Source organism: Bacillus sp. z60-11 (genome assembly GCF_046464135.1).
GTDB classification, from domain to species: domain Bacteria; phylum Bacillota; class Bacilli; order Bacillales; family Bacillaceae; genus Bacillus; species Bacillus sonorensis_A.
The window spans coordinates 139,981-157,203 of the sequence record NZ_JBIYSN010000007.1 but is presented as its reverse complement, the minus strand read 5'-3'; the positions used below and the strand labels follow the sequence as shown (position 1 = coordinate 157,203).

At 46.0% G+C, this 17,223-nt stretch carries 22 protein-coding genes, 1 tRNA gene and 1 pseudogene; 9 read left to right on the top strand and 15 right to left on the bottom strand.

All coding sequences use genetic code 11. The features are described from left to right. Positions 1-21 precede the first annotated feature (21 nt). The gene (gene folE2 / locus ACINLD_RS18745) at positions 22-921 is read left to right on the top strand and encodes a GTP cyclohydrolase FolE2 (RefSeq protein ID WP_026589629.1); all 900 of its coding nucleotides are present in this window, start codon (positions 22-24) and stop codon (positions 919-921) included. A 34-nt stretch (positions 922-955) separates the two neighbouring features. Here folE2 and ACINLD_RS18740 read toward each other — a convergent pair whose 3' ends face one another. Then, positions 956-1,621 carry a DJ-1/PfpI family protein gene (locus ACINLD_RS18740; protein WP_409445257.1) on the bottom strand — a complete coding sequence of 222 codons (666 nt, stop codon included), beginning with the start codon at positions 1,619-1,621 and terminating at the stop codon, positions 956-958. 125 nt (positions 1,622-1,746) lie between these two features. Between ACINLD_RS18740 and ACINLD_RS18735 the strand changes: the two genes are divergently transcribed. Continuing rightward, a complete protein-coding gene (locus ACINLD_RS18735) occupies positions 1,747-2,661 on the top strand; it encodes a LysR family transcriptional regulator (RefSeq protein WP_026589631.1) in 915 nt (304 codons plus the stop codon). A 29-nt stretch (positions 2,662-2,690) separates the two neighbouring features. On the opposite strand, the gene ACINLD_RS18730 is transcribed toward ACINLD_RS18735, so the two are convergent. The 7 genes from ACINLD_RS18730 to ACINLD_RS18700 form a co-directional block, all read right to left on the bottom strand. Then, complete coding sequence (locus ACINLD_RS18730; protein WP_409445258.1) at positions 2,691-4,580, bottom strand: ABC-F family ATP-binding cassette domain-containing protein; 1,890 nt, start codon at positions 4,578-4,580, stop codon at positions 2,691-2,693. 82 nt (positions 4,581-4,662) lie between these two features. Further along, positions 4,663-6,087, bottom strand: a complete 1,425-nt coding sequence (locus ACINLD_RS18725; RefSeq protein ID WP_077735331.1) for an SLC13 family permease — start codon at positions 6,085-6,087, stop codon at positions 4,663-4,665. Between the two features lie 159 nt (positions 6,088-6,246). Next, the gene (locus ACINLD_RS18720; protein ID WP_376711841.1) at positions 6,247-6,648 is read right to left on the bottom strand and encodes a methyl-accepting chemotaxis protein; all 402 of its coding nucleotides are present in this window, start codon (positions 6,646-6,648) and stop codon (positions 6,247-6,249) included. 465 nt (positions 6,649-7,113) lie between these two features. Continuing rightward, positions 7,114-8,571: an aldehyde dehydrogenase family protein gene (locus ACINLD_RS18715; protein ID WP_026589635.1), complete on the bottom strand. Its 1,458-nt coding sequence runs from the start codon at positions 8,569-8,571 to the stop codon at positions 7,114-7,116. 324 nt (positions 8,572-8,895) lie between these two features. Next, positions 8,896-9,054 (bottom strand): hypothetical protein, encoded by a 159-nt coding sequence (locus ACINLD_RS18710; protein ID WP_163170568.1) that lies wholly within the window; start codon positions 9,052-9,054, stop codon positions 8,896-8,898. A gap of 68 nt (positions 9,055-9,122) precedes the next feature. Continuing rightward, positions 9,123-9,842 carry a YebC/PmpR family DNA-binding transcriptional regulator gene (locus ACINLD_RS18705; protein ID WP_026589636.1) on the bottom strand — a complete coding sequence of 240 codons (720 nt, stop codon included), beginning with the start codon at positions 9,840-9,842 and terminating at the stop codon, positions 9,123-9,125. A gap of 111 nt (positions 9,843-9,953) precedes the next feature. Then, entirely contained in the window at positions 9,954-10,871 is a 918-nt protein-coding gene (locus ACINLD_RS18700; protein ID WP_409445259.1) for a DMT family transporter, read from the bottom strand. A gap of 196 nt (positions 10,872-11,067) precedes the next feature. Between ACINLD_RS18700 and ACINLD_RS18695 the strand changes: the two genes are divergently transcribed. Beyond that, the gene (locus ACINLD_RS18695) at positions 11,068-11,229 is read left to right on the top strand and encodes a hypothetical protein (RefSeq protein WP_163170569.1); all 162 of its coding nucleotides are present in this window, start codon (positions 11,068-11,070) and stop codon (positions 11,227-11,229) included. A gap of 13 nt (positions 11,230-11,242) precedes the next feature. Here the strand turns inward: ACINLD_RS18695 and ACINLD_RS18690 are convergent. From ACINLD_RS18690 to ACINLD_RS18665, 6 genes and pseudogenes are all read right to left on the bottom strand, one after another. Then, positions 11,243-11,530, bottom strand: a pseudogene (locus tag ACINLD_RS18690) (DUF4440 domain-containing protein); the annotation flags it as partial. A 147-nt stretch (positions 11,531-11,677) separates the two neighbouring features. Beyond that, a complete protein-coding gene (locus ACINLD_RS18685) occupies positions 11,678-11,800 on the bottom strand; it encodes a PhrK family phosphatase-inhibitory pheromone (RefSeq protein ID WP_026589638.1) in 123 nt (40 codons plus the stop codon). Further along, on the bottom strand, positions 11,797-12,909 hold the full coding sequence (locus ACINLD_RS18680; protein WP_077735336.1) for a Rap family tetratricopeptide repeat protein: 1,113 nt from the start codon (positions 12,907-12,909) through the stop codon (positions 11,797-11,799). The genes ACINLD_RS18685 and ACINLD_RS18680 overlap by 4 nt, the downstream gene beginning before the upstream one ends. 490 nt (positions 12,910-13,399) lie before the next feature. Beyond that, on the bottom strand, positions 13,400-13,585 hold the full coding sequence (locus ACINLD_RS18675) for a hypothetical protein (RefSeq protein ID WP_409445260.1): 186 nt from the start codon (positions 13,583-13,585) through the stop codon (positions 13,400-13,402). 202 nt (positions 13,586-13,787) lie between these two features. Further along, positions 13,788-14,018 (bottom strand): hypothetical protein, encoded by a 231-nt coding sequence (locus ACINLD_RS18670; RefSeq protein ID WP_026589640.1) that lies wholly within the window; start codon positions 14,016-14,018, stop codon positions 13,788-13,790. After that, a complete protein-coding gene (locus ACINLD_RS18665) occupies positions 14,019-14,279 on the bottom strand; it encodes a glutaredoxin family protein (protein WP_035428779.1) in 261 nt (86 codons plus the stop codon). Between the two features lie 147 nt (positions 14,280-14,426). Here ACINLD_RS18665 and ACINLD_RS18660 point away from each other — a divergent pair, with 147 nt between their 5' ends. From ACINLD_RS18660 to ACINLD_RS18650, 3 genes are all read left to right on the top strand, one after another. Beyond that, positions 14,427-14,585 (top strand): hypothetical protein, encoded by a 159-nt coding sequence (locus ACINLD_RS18660; RefSeq protein ID WP_163170570.1) that lies wholly within the window; start codon positions 14,427-14,429, stop codon positions 14,583-14,585. 58 nt (positions 14,586-14,643) lie between these two features. After that, a tRNA-Cys gene (locus tag ACINLD_RS18655) sits at positions 14,644-14,717 on the top strand. 26 nt (positions 14,718-14,743) lie between these two features. Then, positions 14,744-15,466 carry a hypothetical protein gene (locus ACINLD_RS18650; protein WP_035428781.1) on the top strand — a complete coding sequence of 241 codons (723 nt, stop codon included), beginning with the start codon at positions 14,744-14,746 and terminating at the stop codon, positions 15,464-15,466. Positions 15,467-15,847: 381 nt separating this feature from the next. Here ACINLD_RS18650 and ACINLD_RS18645 read toward each other — a convergent pair whose 3' ends face one another. Further along, on the bottom strand, positions 15,848-15,973 hold the full coding sequence (locus ACINLD_RS18645; protein ID WP_347176596.1) for a YvrJ family protein: 126 nt from the start codon (positions 15,971-15,973) through the stop codon (positions 15,848-15,850). Between the two features lie 292 nt (positions 15,974-16,265). On the opposite strand from ACINLD_RS18645, the gene ACINLD_RS18640 reads away from it, so the two are divergent. From ACINLD_RS18640 to ACINLD_RS18630, 3 genes are all read left to right on the top strand, one after another. Continuing rightward, the gene (locus tag ACINLD_RS18640; protein WP_410207117.1) at positions 16,266-16,550 is read left to right on the top strand and encodes a hypothetical protein; all 285 of its coding nucleotides are present in this window, start codon (positions 16,266-16,268) and stop codon (positions 16,548-16,550) included. A 114-nt stretch (positions 16,551-16,664) separates the two neighbouring features. Next, on the top strand, positions 16,665-16,946 hold the full coding sequence (locus ACINLD_RS18635) for a sigma factor-like helix-turn-helix DNA-binding protein (RefSeq protein ID WP_026589642.1): 282 nt from the start codon (positions 16,665-16,667) through the stop codon (positions 16,944-16,946). Then, a complete protein-coding gene (locus tag ACINLD_RS18630) occupies positions 16,936-17,139 on the top strand; it encodes a hypothetical protein (protein ID WP_026589643.1) in 204 nt (67 codons plus the stop codon). The genes ACINLD_RS18635 and ACINLD_RS18630 overlap by 11 nt, the downstream gene beginning before the upstream one ends. Positions 17,140-17,223: the final 84 nt, after the last annotated feature.

The following is a 17,223-nucleotide window of genomic DNA, read 5'->3' as shown; positions in this document are numbered from 1 at the left end:
GCTCAGAAAGGAGTTTCAGCAATGGAAAGAAAACTTCAATTCCCCGCAAAACCGGAGCGCCACCGCCGCTTCGGATCGGTTGAACCGATAAAAGGAATAAAGCCGACTGATAAAGAACACATGAAGGATCTGCAAAATATGCCGAACGACTATTTTTTCGATATTGACTCGGTCGGCATCGCAAATGTTTCACATCCGATCCAGGTTCAATCTGCTCTAAATCCGAGGACGCAGACGACAATCGGCACTTTTTCGTTAACGACCCATCTGCAAAAGAGCCGCAAAGGCATCAATATGAGCCGTCTGACAGAGCAATTGCAGCGCTACCATGAAACAGGCTGGACCGTTGACCTTCACACGCTGAAAGATTTCACAAAGGAATTGGCGGACAACATGGAGCAGCAAAGCGCAGCTGTTTCCGTTTCGTTTCCATGGTATTTCGAGCGGCGCAGTCCTGACACCGAATTGCCCGGACTGATGCACGCAGATGTTCAGATGAGTGTCTCCTTTGAAAAAAACAAAGGCTGGTCGCAAACCGTTGGAATCACGTCAAAAGTGACGACCCTTTGTCCTTGCTCTAAAGAAATCAGCGAGTACAGCGCCCACAATCAGCGCGGGATCATCAGTATCACGGCGCACATCCATGAACAGGCGGAAATGCCGGACGATTTTAAAACAGCACTCCTCGCCGCGGCGGAAACGAATGCAAGCGCCAAGCTCCATCCCGTCTTAAAAAGACCTGACGAAAAGAAAGTGACAGAACAAGCCTACGAGAATCCGAGGTTTGTAGAAGATGTCATCCGCCTGACTGCGGCCGACTTGTATGAAATGGAGTGGGTTTCGGCGTTTGAGATCGAATGCCGGAATGAAGAATCGATACATATGCATGATGCCGTGGCGCGGCTCTCATTTTCTAAATAAGGACGGGCTGCCGGGAATAAACCGGCAGCTTCGACTATTTGATTTTCCGCGCGTATTCAATATCATCCCGATACTGGCTGTACCCCTCTTTATACTCCATAATCCGAGCCGTTTCTTCAATGAATGTTTCATCATAGCCCGCTCTTCTCAATAAGTGAAAGCCCATTTCCATGCCTGAAGCGATTCCCCCGGCAGTGATGATCCGGCCGCTGTCGACGATTCTCGCCCGGCTGATGCGGCAGGCCGGCGCGATGTCAGCCAAGCGGTCGATCGGAACTTGCCCCATCTCTGACGCCTCAAGCCGATCCGGTTCTTTTCGGCTGGTGGCACAGAGCCCGTCTAAGAGCCCCATGCGACCGTAAATCCATGATCCCGTGCATACGCTGACCAAAAGCGTCGTCTCTGGCAAAGAGCAGATAAACTGATGCAGTCGTTTGTTGTTGGTTTCCTGGCGTGTGCCGAATCCGCCCGGAATGAAGAAAGCATCCATATCAGGCTGATCATTGAAACTGTAATTCGGTTGAACGGTTAAACCGGCTTGCGTCTGAACCGGTTTCATCGCATCCGCCACAAGAAAGGCGTCCAGTTCAGGATCGAGCCTCCTCGCCACGGAAAATACTCCGTATGGGGCGGCATAGTCGATGATTTCAGCATCCTTGAAAATATACACGCCAAGCCTAAATCCTCTCGTTCTGCTCATTGTTTTCCTCCTTCATTTTTCTTTTATTCTTGCAAAACCTACGATATCATGGAGAGAACCATTTTACTTATGAATGATTACGATAGAAGTCATTTTAATTTTCGATAGCGAGGAGATGCCAAGCTATGATTGAGCTTTTAGAGGGGAAATTTTTTAAAACCTTCATCGCCGTCATGGAAGAAAAAAACTTCAGCCGCGCCGCTGATCGGCTGGGGTATGTACAGTCGACGGTCACCAGCCATATTCAGCTTTTGGAACAGGCTTGCGGACAGCGTTTGTTTCACCGGCTGTCAAGGGGAGTGAAGCCGACACCGGCCGGTTTGAAGCTTAGCAAATATGCTTATCAATTTATTCAATTAGGGATGTCTTTAGGAGAAGCGATGAATGAACTGGATCAGCCTCAAGGTACCGTCCGGATTCGCATGCAGGAATCGTTTTTTCTGACGCGCATGTCTTTTTTGATCGAAGATTTTCTAAAAGATTATCCAAAAATCAGATTGCAATTGGAAAGCGGATTCCAGCACGATATCGTTCAGCAGGTGCTGAACCATGCCGCCGATTTCGGCATCGTGCCGCAAAATCCGAACCGGCCCGATCTCCTTTTCTATCCTTTGTTTGCAGAAAAACTGGTGTTTATCGCTCCCCATGTGCTCGCTGAGAAAGTTGAATCCGAGGGCTTTGGCGTCCTGAGCCGGGAAACATTCATCAGCTTCGGCACAAGCTGTGTGTACCATACAGAAGCGGGCCGGCTGCTCCAAGAAGCCGGCGTTGAAGGAAACAGCGCCCTGGAATACCCAAGCATCGACATGATCAAACAAGCTGTCAGATGCGGAATCGGCTTTGCCTTCATTCCGGAAGTCGCTGTCAAACAAGAGCTTGAAGCCAAGCAATTCAAACTGCTGCCTGTGACTGCCCCGATTGTCTCCACGCACGGGCTCATCGTTCATCAAGACAGGGAGCTGAGTCTGGCAGCGTCTTTATTAAAGGAAAAAGTAACCGGCTATTTTTGTAACGAAGCGGAAAAAAGCCCGGCAAATTAAAAACTGCCGGGGTTACCCGGCAGCATCCATTACGATTGTTCCAGCTCCTCGATCATCAGCGACAGCTCGGTCCAGCGCTCCATCGCTTCTTCAAGCTCGTCGGCTGTTTTGCTTTGCTCTTCCATCAGCGTCTGGATTTTGGCGAAGTCGCTTCCCGCTGCGGCGATTTCCTCTTCAAGCTGTTTATGCTTTTCTTCAAGGGCCGCGATTTTGTCTTCGATGCCTTCCCATTCGAGCTGATCTTTATAAGACAGCTTTTTCCTTTTCTTTTTCTCAGGCTTCACAGATTCGGCTGTTTCTTGAGAAACCTTCTCTCGGCTGATTTCCTTTTGTTTTTCCATGTATTCGCTGTATGACCCGTGAAAGCGCGAGACGGCTCCGTTTCCTTCAAAAACAAGCAGACGGTCGATGACACGGTCGAGGAAATAACGGTCATGGGATACCGTTACGACAACGCCGGGAAACTGTTCTAAGTAATCCTCCAGCACCCCGAGCGTCTCCGTGTCCAGATCGTTTGTCGGTTCATCGAGAAACAGGACGTTCGGCTCCTCCATCAGCACCTTCAACAAGTACAACCGCCGTTTTTCACCGCCGGAGAGCTTGTGGATAAAGTTGCGCTGCACACGGCGCGGAAAGAGGAACCGTTCCAGCATCTGCTCGGCGGTGATCACTTGACCGTCGGCCGTTTTAACGATTTCAGCCGTCCCTTTGATATATTCGATCACTTGCAGCGAATCATCCATTTCACTGTGGTCCTGCGTATAATAACCGATTCGGACCGTCTGGCCGATCGTGATGCGGCCCGCATCAGGCCCAAGACGACCGGCAAGCGCGTTTAACAGCGTCGTCTTGCCGATTCCGTTCGGCCCGATGATGCCGATTCGATCTCCAGGAATGATCAGCTCATCGAATGATGTGACAAGCTGTTTCCCGCCGCGGCTGATCTCGACCGCTTCAGCTTCGATCACCTGCTTTCCGAGGCGGTGGGAGCCGATCGCAAAATCAAGCGTCGCGCTCGTTTCCAGCGCATCCTGCCCTTTCAATTCCTCCACGCGCTGAATTCGCGCTTTCTGTTTTGTCGAACGGGCCTTTGCTCCCCTCCTGAGCCAAGCAAGCTCCCTTCTCAATAAGTTCTGCCGCTTCGTTTCGTTTTGCTCGGCGAGCGCTTCCCGTTCAGCCCTCTTTTCTAAAAACACTTCATAATTCCCTTTATACGTATACAGATGGCCGCGATCAAGCTCATAAATCCGGTTTGTCACGCGGTTGAGGAAATAGCGGTCATGGGTGACGAGCACGACTGAACCCGAATATCCGCTCAAATAGCCCTCAAGCCACTCGATCGTTTCATTGTCAAGATGGTTTGTCGGCTCATCCAAAATCAAAAGATCAGCCGGCTGAATGAGTGTTTTGGCAATCGCGACACGCTTTTTCTGTCCTCCGGAAAGGTGTCTCACTTCTTTGGTCACATCTGCAACGCCAAGCTTGGTCAAAATCGTTTTCGCCGCCGTGTTCGCGTCCCAGGCGCCGTGCTCATCCATTCTGCCTTGAGCGGCCAAAAGGTTTTCCTGTTTTTTCGGATCAGCGGGAGACGCGTTCAGTTCCTGCAACGCTTTCTCATATGAAGCAATCGTTCGCATCATCACGGAATCGCCTGCATAGATGTGCTCCAGCACCGTTTCAGACCCATCCAAATCAGGATCTTGATCGAGATACTCGATTTGCAGGCTGCCCGGTTTCACAATCTCCCCTTGTTCCGTCGACTCGAAGCCGGCAATCACTTTCAGCAGGCTGCTTTTTCCCGTCCCGTTCGGTCCGATCAAGCCGATTCGCTCATTTTCTTCAATATGAAACGATATATGATCAAATAATGTCTTGTCTCCGTATGTTTTATATAAACCTTCAGCTTTAAAAATACTCATCTATTCTACCAATCCTTACGTCATGTCATACTATTATTTTAATGTAGTTGATAAAAGAAAACTAGTGAGAGGTTTACAAGTTTTACTGCAGGACAACCGGGAGCCAAACATAAACGCTGATGACGATGATCAACACACCGGCGATATTCAGCCAAAACCCCGCCTTGATCATATCCTTCATGCTTAAAACATTGGCGCTGAACACTGCGGCGTTCGGCGGGGTGGAAATCGGAAGCATGAAGGCGCAGGATGACGCGAGTGCGGCCGCGGCCATCAGCCCGTACGGCTCGACTTGAAGCGCCGCTCCCAAGCCGACGGTCATCGGAATCACCATATTGGCGACAGCGGTATTGGACATGATTTCCGTCATGAATAAAATCGCCGCCGTTAACACGATCAAAACAAACAGGTATGGATGACCATCCAACAGCTTGAGCTTACCGCTGATCCACGCCGTTAAGTTCGTGGCGGAAAATCCCGATGCAAGCGACAGTCCGCCGCCAAACAAGAGAAGCAGGCCCCAAGGCAGCGTCTGCATATCCTTCCACTCCAAGATCCGCTCACCGCGGGCACTTGGAATGAGAAACAGCAAAACCGCTCCCAAAATCGCGATCGATGTGTCTGACAGCTGAAACGGGAGCAAAAATTTGAACATCCATAAAAAAGCGGTCGCCAAAAACACGGCGAATACCGATTTTTCCTCTTTTGTCATCGCGCCGAGCGCCTTCAGATCATGATCGATAAACCCGGGCTTTTTACCTGAAAAACGGCTGACTTTAAACTGCACCTTCGTTAAATAAAAATAAAGAATGATCAAAAAAAGAACGGAAACCGGAAAACCGAACAAAAACCATTCAAAAAACATAATCTCACGGTTCAGCATCTGTCTGGACATCGCCGCAAACACGGCGTTCGGCACCGATCCGACCAGAGTGGCGAGACCGCCGATCGATGCCGCATAAGCGACGGCCAGCAATATGCTTTTGCTGAATTTCTGCAGGGAATCCCCTTTTAAAATCTCTTTTTCCTGCACTTCTTTGATAATGGCGAGCGCAACCGGCAGCATCATCAGCGCTGTGGCGGCATTGGAAATCCACATCGATAAAAACGCCGTCGAAAGCATCACCCCAAGCACGATCCGATGGCTTTCCGCCCCGATCCGCTTTAAAATATGCAAGGCCATCCGCTTGTGAAGATTCCATTTCTCAATCGCGATGGCAATGATAAAACCACCCATGTACATAAACACGATCGGGTCGCCGTATGCCTTGGCCGTCGTTTCCATATCGAGGCCGCCCAATGTGGGCATCAGAATGATCGGCAACAATGACGCAGCCGGAATCGGCACGGCTTCGGTGATCCACCACACGGCGGTCCAAACCGTCACAGCAAGAACGACCCGCGGTGCATAAGCAAGCTCCGCCTCGGGCATCAGGCCAATGATCAGCAAAAAACCGATCGGCCCCAACAATAATCCGGCCAGCTTCGTCGGTGTATAGACGTTCATATATCCCTTCCTCCCCCTTGAAAGCGGTTTCTGTTATCACTTTCGATTTAGGTTGGAAAAATTCCTCCAAAAAATTTAAAATAAAATTTTAATTATTGGAATGGATTGCAAGAAAGAAATTCGCAAAAAAAGCCGCCGGCATCGGCAGCTTTCGTTTCTTTAGTCTTCAAAATGATGTTCAGCCATTTTCGCGAGGTTTTGCGCATTGCTGCTGATTTCCTGCATCGTTGCGGAAATTTGTTCGACACCCGCAGCCTGGCCGCTTGTATGTTCATTGATGACTTCGATTGACTGTTCAAGGTCTTTTAATAAAGCGTGGATCTTTTTGGTGATTTGATCAATTTGACCGACGTTTTCTTTTGAATGTGTCGCAAGCTTTCTGATCTCATCGGCCACGACGGAGAACCCTTTTCCTGATTCACCCGCTCTCGCCGCTTCGATCGCCGCATTCAGCCCCAAGAGATTGCTTTGATCGGAGATGCCTTTGACGGTAACGGAAATTTTTTCGATTTCGCCGGCGCTTTCGCTTACTTCCTTCGCCTGCTTGGAGATATCGGACATTTGGCCGGAAAATCCGCTCACGGATTCAGCGATATCCTGAATCGCTGATGCCGTCTGTTCGACGATGACGGATAAACTCTCGGCGACGCGGTGAAGCTGGTCCGATTTTTCCAGGCTTGTGCCGAGTCCGACGCCGCCGATGACCCTTCCGTTCTCATCATGCAGGGGAATCGCTCTGGCGGCAAGCGGGAAGCCGAACAGCTCCTTTGGCACCATGCTCGTTTGCTTTTTGTTTTGGCGGATGGCGTCTGTAATAATGTCCCCTTCCTGCAATGGATCGCCTGGTTTAACGTTCAGGGAAAAGGTCTTGCCGGGAATGTTGATGATCAGCTTTTCTGTATCATAAATGCCGACTGTCACATCATCCTGGATCAGCTGATTCAGGAATGGCGCGACTTTGACAAAAGCATCCAGAAGCGGATGGATGTCTGTTTTGACTGCTTCACTCATGTTTCAAACCTCCTACTAGTATGGGAAAACTCGTTTTTGATGCTGGACGGAGATCCACTTTAACGTCGTGAATTCTTCCAGGCTCCATTCGCCGTTCAGCCTGCCGAGCCCTGATTGTTTTTCTCCGCCGAAAGCGACATGCGGCTCATCGTTGATCGTCGTGTCATTGATATGAATCATGCCCGTCTCAATCTGCTGGGCGATGGCCACGCCGCGCTCAACATTTCCTGTATGTACGGCCCCGCTCAGCCCGAATGGCGTATCATTTGCGATCTGAATCGCTTCTTCCTCTGTCTCAAACGGGATGACGCATACAACCGGACCAAACAGCTCCTCTTTCGTAATCGACATGCCGGGCTTCACATCCGTCAAGATCGTCGGTTCGACGAGATTGCCTTTGATGTCGCCTTTGATCAGCGGGACAGCGCCCTCTTCGATTGCGTTTTCAACAGCTTTTCTTAAAAGCTCCGCCTGGCGTTCATGAATGACGGGCCCGATAATCGTTTCAGGGTCCATCGGATCACCTGTCTTAAAAGCGGACACCTTTTGATAAAACGATGTTAAAAACTCGGGATAGACCTCTTTTTGGACGAGAATCCGGTTGGCTGACATGCAGATTTGCCCCTGATGGGTGAACCGGCTGAAGGACGCCGCATTGACCGCATATTCCAAGTCGGCATCCTCAAGAACGATCAGGGCGCTGTTTCCGCCAAGCTCAAGCAGCGGTTTTTTGAAATGTTTAACAGCCAGCTGGCCGATATGGCTGCCGACCTTCGTTGATCCGGTAAACGAGATGATCCTCGGAATCGGATGCTCAACGAAGCTGTCGCCGATTTCTGCGATATCCGTCACAACGACATTCAGCAGGCCTTGCGGAAGTCCGGCTTCCTCAAAAATCTTGGCAATCAATGTGCCCCCGCATATCGGCGTCTCCTCATGCGGCTTTAGCACAACGCCATTGCCCGCGCCAAGCGCCGGGGCCACCGATTTGACGGATAAAAAGAACGGAAAATTAAACGGACTGATGACACCGACCACACCGGCCGGAATCCGGTAAAGCCGATTTTCTTTTCCCTCAACAGGTGAAGGCAGAATCCTCCCCTCCATTTTGAGCGGGAACCCCGCGGCTTCTTTGATCATATTGATGACGAGATCAATTTCAAACGCCGCTTTCAGTCTGGTTCCGCCAAGCTCTTCCATAATCAGATACACGATGGCTTCTTTATGTTCTTCAATATAAGCGGCGGCTTTTTCTAAAATCGCCCTTTTTTCATACGGGCCGACGCGATCCCATTTCTTTTTCGCTTCCAAAGCTGACTTGTAAGCCTCATCGACATCATCCGGGGTCGCCTTGCGAAACGTTGTGATTGTTTTATGGGTAAAAGGATTAAGATCGGCGAGAATGCTTTCACTGCGGCCGTCCTTCCATTCCCCTCCTATGTATTGATGGTTGAGGTCATTTATTCGAAACATTCGGGGCATCTTCCTCTCATACAATTTTGGGAAAAGTTAGACTACAATATATGTATCGGCATTCTTGCAAAAAAATTCAATCTGATAGGACTTCTGGCACAAAAAAGATATGACGGTGCGATATCGGTAAAATTTAGTTGAGGTAAAAATAAGGATGAACCCAAGGAAATTGTTGCGATATCCTTTAACCTTGACACGATCATTCTGCTTAAAAAGCTGATTCCCGTTCCTTGAATGTCATCATTGATTATGCTGATATCCGAGAATTGTCGCTGTCTTAAGCCTGGCCGAAATCTTCCTAATGCCCCATTCACCCATTCGTGGTTATTTCCCAGGTAATTCGGATTGTTCAGCAGTTCTATGTTTTCGTTTCGGGATCAAGGATTTGGATGAATACCGGCGGCCGCGGCTCATTCCGATTGCAGCTTCAACGCCGTGGATACGGCGGCCGCGCGCCACGACAGAATCATAGACGACCGGCATAAAAAAACCCCGCAAATGTAAAACTTACATTTGCGGGGCCTTTCATTTCCGGCGGTTTGCTTTTTCGTTTACGCGCCTAAATCAACATTATGATAGACTTGCTGCACATCCTCCAAATCTTCCAGCGCATCGATCAGTTTTTCAAACTGCGCCTGCGCGTCTTCCGGAAGTGTGACATCGTTTTGCGCGAGCATGGTCAGCTCTGCGACGGTGAATTCTTCAATACCGGCGTTTTTCAGCGCTTCCTGCACGGCATGGAACTGATCAGGCTCGGCATAGACGATCACCGCCTCGTCTTCTTCTAAAATATCGCGGACATCGATATCCGCTTCCATCAGCAATTCGAGCGTTTCATCAGCCGTTTTTCCTTCAAAGCCGATGACGGCTGTCGGGTCAAACATGTAAGCGACAGAGCCGCTCACACCCATATTGCCGCCGTTTTTGCCAAACGTTGAGCGCACATCCGCCGCCGTCCGGTTGACATTGTTCGTCAAGGCGTCAACGATCACCATCGCTCCGTTCGGTCCGAATCCTTCATAGCGAAGCTCGTCATAGTTTTCTTCAGAACCGCCCTTCGCCTTTTCAATCGCCCGCTCGATAATCGCTTTCGGGACATTGTATGTTTTGGCGCGCTCAAGCACGAACTTCAGCGCCTGGTTTGCCTCAGGATCGGGCTCTCCCTGCTTTGCCGCCACATAGATTTCCCGGCCAAACTTGGCGTAAATCCGGCTTGTATTGGCATCCTTCGACGCTTTCTTTTCTTTTATATTGTTCCACTTACGGCCCATGATACTACCACTCTCTTTCAACATTGAATTCACAAAATCTATTATACCGCAGCCTTTGGCGAATTCATTATATTGATGCATCAAATTTGCGACATTTTATTGGAAATCCTGCTAGGATGCGAGATGTTGGCTATCCTTTGCCGTTTCTTTCTTCAAAACCGTGACAAAAATGCCGCCAATCACAAACGCCACACCGAGCATATGGATGAAGGTGAACTGCTCCTTGAGGATGATCCCTGACAGCGCAACAGCCGAAACAGGCAGCACCGAGGTAAAAATCCCGGAAATCCCTGCCGGCACCTTTGTCACCCCGCTGTACCACAAGTAGAAAGCAAGCACCGTGACGATCAGCGCATAATACAGCACATATGACCAATCAATGAGCCCCGGCGCGCTAAAGTCGAACGACAGCGCTTCGTAAGCCGCAAACGGCAGGAAAAACAAAAACCCGAAAAGCGAGACAAACGTCGAAATCGCCAATGCGGAAATGTGAGGCGACAGCATTTTCGCCAGCAGTGTAAACAGTGCTTCCCCAACGACAGCGGCAGCGACCAGGAGGTTTCCTAGCAAAGCGTGCGGATTGCCTCCTTCTCCGCCCGCTCCAAACAGATTAATCGTCATCACGCCCATAACAGCGAGCACGATCCCGAGCGCCATCCGCTTTTCTATTTTCTCTTTCAACAAAAAGAAAGCCAAAATCCCGACCGCCATCGGCGTGGTGCTTGTGATGATCCCGCTTTCCATCCCCGTCGTCATGCCGACGCCGTAAAGCAGGCAGATGCTGAACAAAAAAACGCCTGTAAAAGACTGTATCAGCAACACAAAAACGTCTTTTTTCGTTAGCGCGGGAAAGCCTTTTTCAAAGCAAAATAAAAGGATCACCAAGACAATGGCAGCGATCAAAAACCTGAGGCCTGACGATAGAAACACCGGAATCGTTTCCACCATCAGCTTGCCGACGACGACCGAGCTGCCGACGATCGCCATCGCGAGAGCGAGCGATATGTAAGCCGTCAATTGCTTCCGCATGTCCTTCTTCTCCTGTCTTTATGGATTTCATTCATGTTTACATATTGATTTAGTTTATCAAATATCAGGTGATTGTTTTTGTTATTCCAGCTTAATTTTTCATAAAATTTGCAAGCTGACATGGAAAATAATGCATAAACATGAGCAGCTGAGAAATACTAAGGTTGTACACATCATGGAAAGGAGCTTGTTCACCATGAATAAAAACGACCTGCAGGAATGCATCACCGAATGCGAAAGCGCATTGACCCATTTGCATCACGCATTAAACAAGGTTCATGACGAAGCAAAGCCAAAGATGGAACATGCGGTAAAAGACTTGGAAGAATGTGTGGCGGAATGCCGGAGTCATTTGTAAAGATAGACCTGATTCAGGAAATTGCCCTTCCCGAATCAGGTCTTTTTTGATGGGAAGCCTTTTTCGGCGTCCCTTGATGAAAACACATGCGCCAGCTGCCATCAACCCGCTTCCAGATTGAACTGCGCAGCGTTTCCTGCTTTCTCGTCTGATCCTTTAAACGGTATGTGGCAAGCACAACACCATCATCCGCCAAAGGACGCACCGCAAAATCAGCGATCCCCATCTTTCTCACACCGATCCCCCCGGCTCCGAGACAATCCTGTTTGAAGCGGATGTCTCCCGAGCTGCCAAACTCGAAAAAGCCGTCTGTCTATAATGCCGCCAGCTGTTCCGGCGAGGAGTGGGTTTAATCATTGCTTTTCAAGTTCGTATATTTCATTCAATGTTCTTCCTCTTTTGCTCTTTCTTTTTTTCTGCTAAAAAAAAAGAAGCCCTAAAAAGGACCTCAACCTCCAACAGGCAATTCCGCTACTTGAACACTGTCTGACGCCATAATGTGGCTTTGGGATAGAGCAGCTCCGCCTAAGACCACGGCTGTTAACGCTAAGCAAAGAATGATTTTTTTCATGACAATACCTCACTCCCTAATGATCTCATTTTGTTTTCGGCTGTCATTGCTATTTTAGCAAATTCCAGCGCTTCCTTGTAGTCTCCTTTCCTTTCGTAATAGCTTGAGATAAGCAATGAAAGGTCGCAGACGCCGTCTAAATCATTCATCTCTTCCAAAGCATGGATGTCATCTTTGATGGTCTTTGCGTTTTCATGACGATACAATTCATAAATAATGTTTATTTTCTTTTCATAAATCTTATTCCCGTTTTTCTCTAATTCCTTCTGTCCTTTTTGATAGTAGTACAGAGCCGCTTCTGTTTCTCCTATTTTGAAAAACTCCCTCACCAGCATGTACAGAGAGTTGATATAATAACTGGACGCACACCATTCGGAATTGCTCAACGCGTGCTGCACGGCAAGGATACAGTCCTGGGACCGGCCTGAATTCGAATAAAGAATGCTGATATTATGATGGAGCATCGCCTCTAAAAACGAATCGTCTATCTCTTTTGAAATTTCGATCGACTTTTGGAAATATCCTTCCGCATCTTGAAAACGCTGCATCTGCATATAATTTGTCCCCATCACAACCATGGAAATCGCCAGTTTCTTTTCGTACCCGTCATGCATGCTGTAAATATTCATCGCGTCTTTCGCGTAGTTCAAGGAAACCGCGTTCTGCCTGAGCGACATATACAGCCAGGACACTTTAAAATAAAACTCGGCCGCTTCGATTTTGTCGGGAATCTTCGCCAATCTTTTCTCGGCAACCTTATAAAGGCTGATCGCCCGCTCAACATTCTTGTTGTATGCCTCATGCATCGCCTCAAAAAAGTAGAAATAGTAATCAATCATATCATCCGTCTGTTCGATTGCGTTCGCTTGCGAATCATTGAAGTAAGACTGATGCGGCCGGCGCTCTCCCCTGGCATCAAAAAGCATCATCCGGTACCGCTCCTCAAGCAGCGAGAAATAGACGAGCACATTCTGATTCTCTTCCATCTCGGCAAACATCGACTTCGCCTCTTCAAAAAGATGCTTCGCCTGCTGAATATCATGCTTTTTAATGGCCAGATGGAATTCGTTCAACACCCCCGCCACCACTTCAGAAGCGACCTTCCCCATGCCGAACCCCTCATTTCATATTAGATTGTTAATCTTCTTTTTTATGATCTTATCATAGGGTTTGCATTTTGTAATGACCTTTTGTCAATTAATGAGAGATTTTTGTCAATCATTCGGTTTAAATGGAACCTGGCGCAACTCGATAGTTGATGCACCTCACCCTTCTCCTGTCTATTTAACCAGTGTTGCTATGTTATTCTGTTACTTAAAAAATGCAAGGGTAATCTATGAAGGGATATCAAGGGGGAGGAAAATTGGATTTTAATGATCGAAGTGTAGTGAGTAATATCTCAAATAATAGGACCAGGCAGCTCATGGAATAAGCAAAAAACTTACCTGTGACAGGGGAAAATTGGAAGTAAAAACCGTGGTTTAAGTTTTTGAGCGAGTATGAAACAATTGTTTTGGCGACATAAAACGCCCGGGACTAGTGAATTACACCCCCGAGCATGTCGCATTGCTTCGCCTGTTTATAGGCTCTGTGGCGCTTTTAGTGCTCGCTGTATTCGCCCGCATCCGCCTCCCATGGTGAAGGATGTTCTGATGATTTTATTGCCCGGGTTTTTAGGATTTTCTGCATCACACTCTGCTTAATATCGGTGAGCGCAGGGGTTGCCAGCTTGCTCGTTTCGACGACGCCTCTAATTTCCGGTGAAAGAGCCGGTTCATTTTTCATCTTTGAACCATAGGGACTTCAGCATTTATCGGATTTACATTCTTCCGTATTGGTAGCTTCTAATTTCCACGGTCGATCCGCCCTTTTCTAGCCATTTCTCCGGTCAGTCGAATCTGATCATCTTTAGTAATGACAGTTATGCCTGATTATATCCGTTGAATAGTTATAACCAACAGTATAATCACCATAGAACAACTGAAATCTAATTACCATATATTTCATGGTGTAAAGGGCAACAGCAAAGCTTTACACCATATGCTTCTTCAATTGATTTTTTAACTGCTTTGAGGGCTTTTGAATACTCGTAAGCTATATCTTGGTAGGAACTCTTCTCTTTTTCAGAACAAGTATCAAGACATTTTGTTATCTTCAATAGATCAATTTTGATCTGATGGATCTTTCCAATATCCTGTTCAAATATACATCCAGCCATTTAAAACACCTTGATCGATTTTTCCATTGATAATACTTCACTGATTTTCTTGATATCCGCTCCTGAAATCTCATGCCTTCCTTCTGCTGTTTCAATCACAGTGTAAGGAGTGAAATTCACATTAAGACTTCTGAGCTCTCGAGCGGCAGCCTCATCATTTATAGCATCTCTTTCTATAAACTCCACGTTATTTTTCCATAGCCATTGTTTTAGAGCCTTACATGGATTACATGTCGGATTGATAAAAACTGTTATTTTCAAGGTTATTCCCTCCCCTTTTATTATTCAATATATAAAGGTGAAAAAACGGAGCCCAAAATCAAAAAATAAAAAAATTGTTTTCTTTTTGATTTTCTTCTCGCTTACTCCACCTTAATTAGTGCAGGCAATAGAAGGGAGGAAATTTAAATGGCTAAAGACCAAAACAAACAAGAAATGATTCTGCCTCAAAGCGAGTTAATATGTAAACCTGATCGAAGATGTTGTGGTTATGGAAGCGATTGTCCTGGTGAATTCAAAATTACCCCTGTAGGAGATGTGATCTTTAACCGGTGTGGCTGTTTTTAATAAAGATGTATCTTGCTATAAAAAGAGCGGGAACTAACCCTTCCCACTCTTTCTCTTAGGCGGCATAGCCAAGCGGTAAGGCGAAGGACTGCAACTCCTTGATCATCGGTTCGAATCCGATTGTCGCCTCCATAATAAAATTAAAGGAGATCGATAACATGGGGATCATGATTACGCCTTTAAACACTGACAAAAGGAACATCATTGTTGATGAACTCAATAACAGCGCAGACTTTGCTTTACTCGTTGCAGAGATCACTAAATATCAAGATGTGACAGAAACGGAGAAAACAGATTCATTTGAATTCACTTTCCTCTTTCCAGAGCAGGAAAAAGAGGTGAAAAAAGAAGCTCTCTTTGTAACATTAAATGACGAAACAATTGTCGAAGCGGTTAGGGAATCGTGCGGGAAATTACGAATCAAAGCTCACTATTCAGCAATTCTAGAGACTGGTGAGAAAGTTACTCGTCAAGCTGTTGTTTCAGATCGATCTGTTGTTAATGAGCTTGAGATTCCATTTGATGAACGATATTTTCAGTTTGTAGAGCACCTTAAACATCCAACAGGCGCAGAGGAGATTAATGCAGAAGACGTCTCAACACAAGCATGGTATGAAGGTTGCTTAGTCTTTGGTGATCCGGCTACAGGCTTTCATCATTATAAATGGTGTGGTGCTAAGTGTGGGAGCGGGACTCCAATCAACGCCTTAGACCGTTGCTGCCGAGCACATGATTATTGCTGGGCAAACTTCGGCAAGGGCGATGATGAATGTGATATGAACCTTTATCATTGTGCAAGCAAAACATCTGATCCGGGATGGTACATGGTTGCTACATTTGGATATGAGTGTGCAACCAGCGGTTTATTCGGCGTTTGCTAAATTAGATCCAATAAAAGAAGACTCTCCCAAAAAGAGTCTTCTTTTATGATACAAGTGTAAAGAAAAGACTGTAAACACCAAGCGAACTAACGGCAGAAGCTAGAACGCATATGGCAAGAAATAAGGTTGAATTAGAAAGACGTTTGAAGGAAAAAAGAACGGTTATGGATAAGATGATACTTGCTAGAAAAGAAAATAACCAAAAATAACCCACAATATTAAAGGGACTTACATAGCGGAACAAATAATTTGTTATATAGAAGAGGTTAATGATTAGGAATACGACCAGAAGTACCTTCTTCATATTTCCACCGCTTTCTAAATATGGAATGGATTATCCACTTCATTTTAACAAAAAAAAGAAAAGATCCATAGGCCTTTTCACTTTTTTATGACGGATCTTAGATGATTTATTGCTTCCGTTAAGGATTCAATCTTTTTCTCAAAACGGAGAAGCAAATAAACTGCTAAAACTAACGGAAAGCCAAAGTTGCCAACGACCGTCATAATCTCCTCAAACATTGGATCATCCCCTATACATATTCAGTCAAATTCGATGTGATTCAATAAACCTAAAACGCAATAGTCAAAAGGGTATAGACAAGAATTGTCAAATATTAAATATATTCTCTTTCTAATTAAAGGTGAAATCTCCTCTGAAATACTCAAAAAGTTGTGTGAAGAACTTATAGACAGAAAAATTTTCTTTCACGAGAAAAGAACATGAGTTCTGTTTTTTCATTTCTTTTTTTATTTTAACCGCTTTCTCGTCACCTTTTATTGTAAAGGGGGTTTTTATATGAAAAGTGAGTCCAGTGTTTCTGATGACTGCTTCTTTCAAAATTTCAACAAACATATTAATGCCGATGAAGCGCATCGTGACTTGGCGCAATTAAAAAGCCGCTTATCAGAAGTTAAGAAAAATCCGGTGATGAAGGAATTTTTAGAAGATCCAGACAACAATGAGATCTTTTATGTTGCCCTTAAGCATCCTACGAATAAAAACCTAGCCGCTTTAGATGAGAGGTTTAAGTCTTTTTATCGCATCAATCGCATTATTCGTTACCTATCTGGGTTTATTTGAAGATACCCAATCGATTATGACAAAAGGGTAAAAAGAAGAAACAACAGATATCAATTAATACTGAATAAGCCTCTCTCCGATTTTAAAGATGAACCCCAAAATGAAATAAGCGACATGATCTCTAACAACCAAAGTATTGATCCACTAGAACAAATTATATCTACTGAGCAATCCATTTTCCCAATATGCAACGAGCCACTAAATAAGGCAGTAAGTCATCTTACTCCGAAACAAGCAAAGATTCTGCAGCTATATTATGAAAAAGGATTTAGCAATAAAGTAATTGGATGGTTTTTTGGACAGACAGAGCAGAACATATCATACTGGCACAAAAAAACCTTAAAACATTTAAAAGAAGCCCTTGAAGTCCGAGGAGGGAGTATACATGAACCCTGAAAGAAACGAAGAAATCGAGTTCATTTTAAATCAATTGGAGGGCAAAATTAAAAAGCACATAAAGGAGACAGTCCTAGATGAAAGAGAAGATCTTTCACAAGAAATGAAACTAAAAATCATAGAAAAGCTGGATAACATGTTAGATGAAGCGGTACCGAGCTTTTTTGAATACACTAGAAAAATATGCAAGTAAAACAAGATCTCTTTTATGCCAGCAAACGACTAGACGATTGAGATATGACAATGTAAAACAATGTGGTGAGTTTGAGCCAAGATT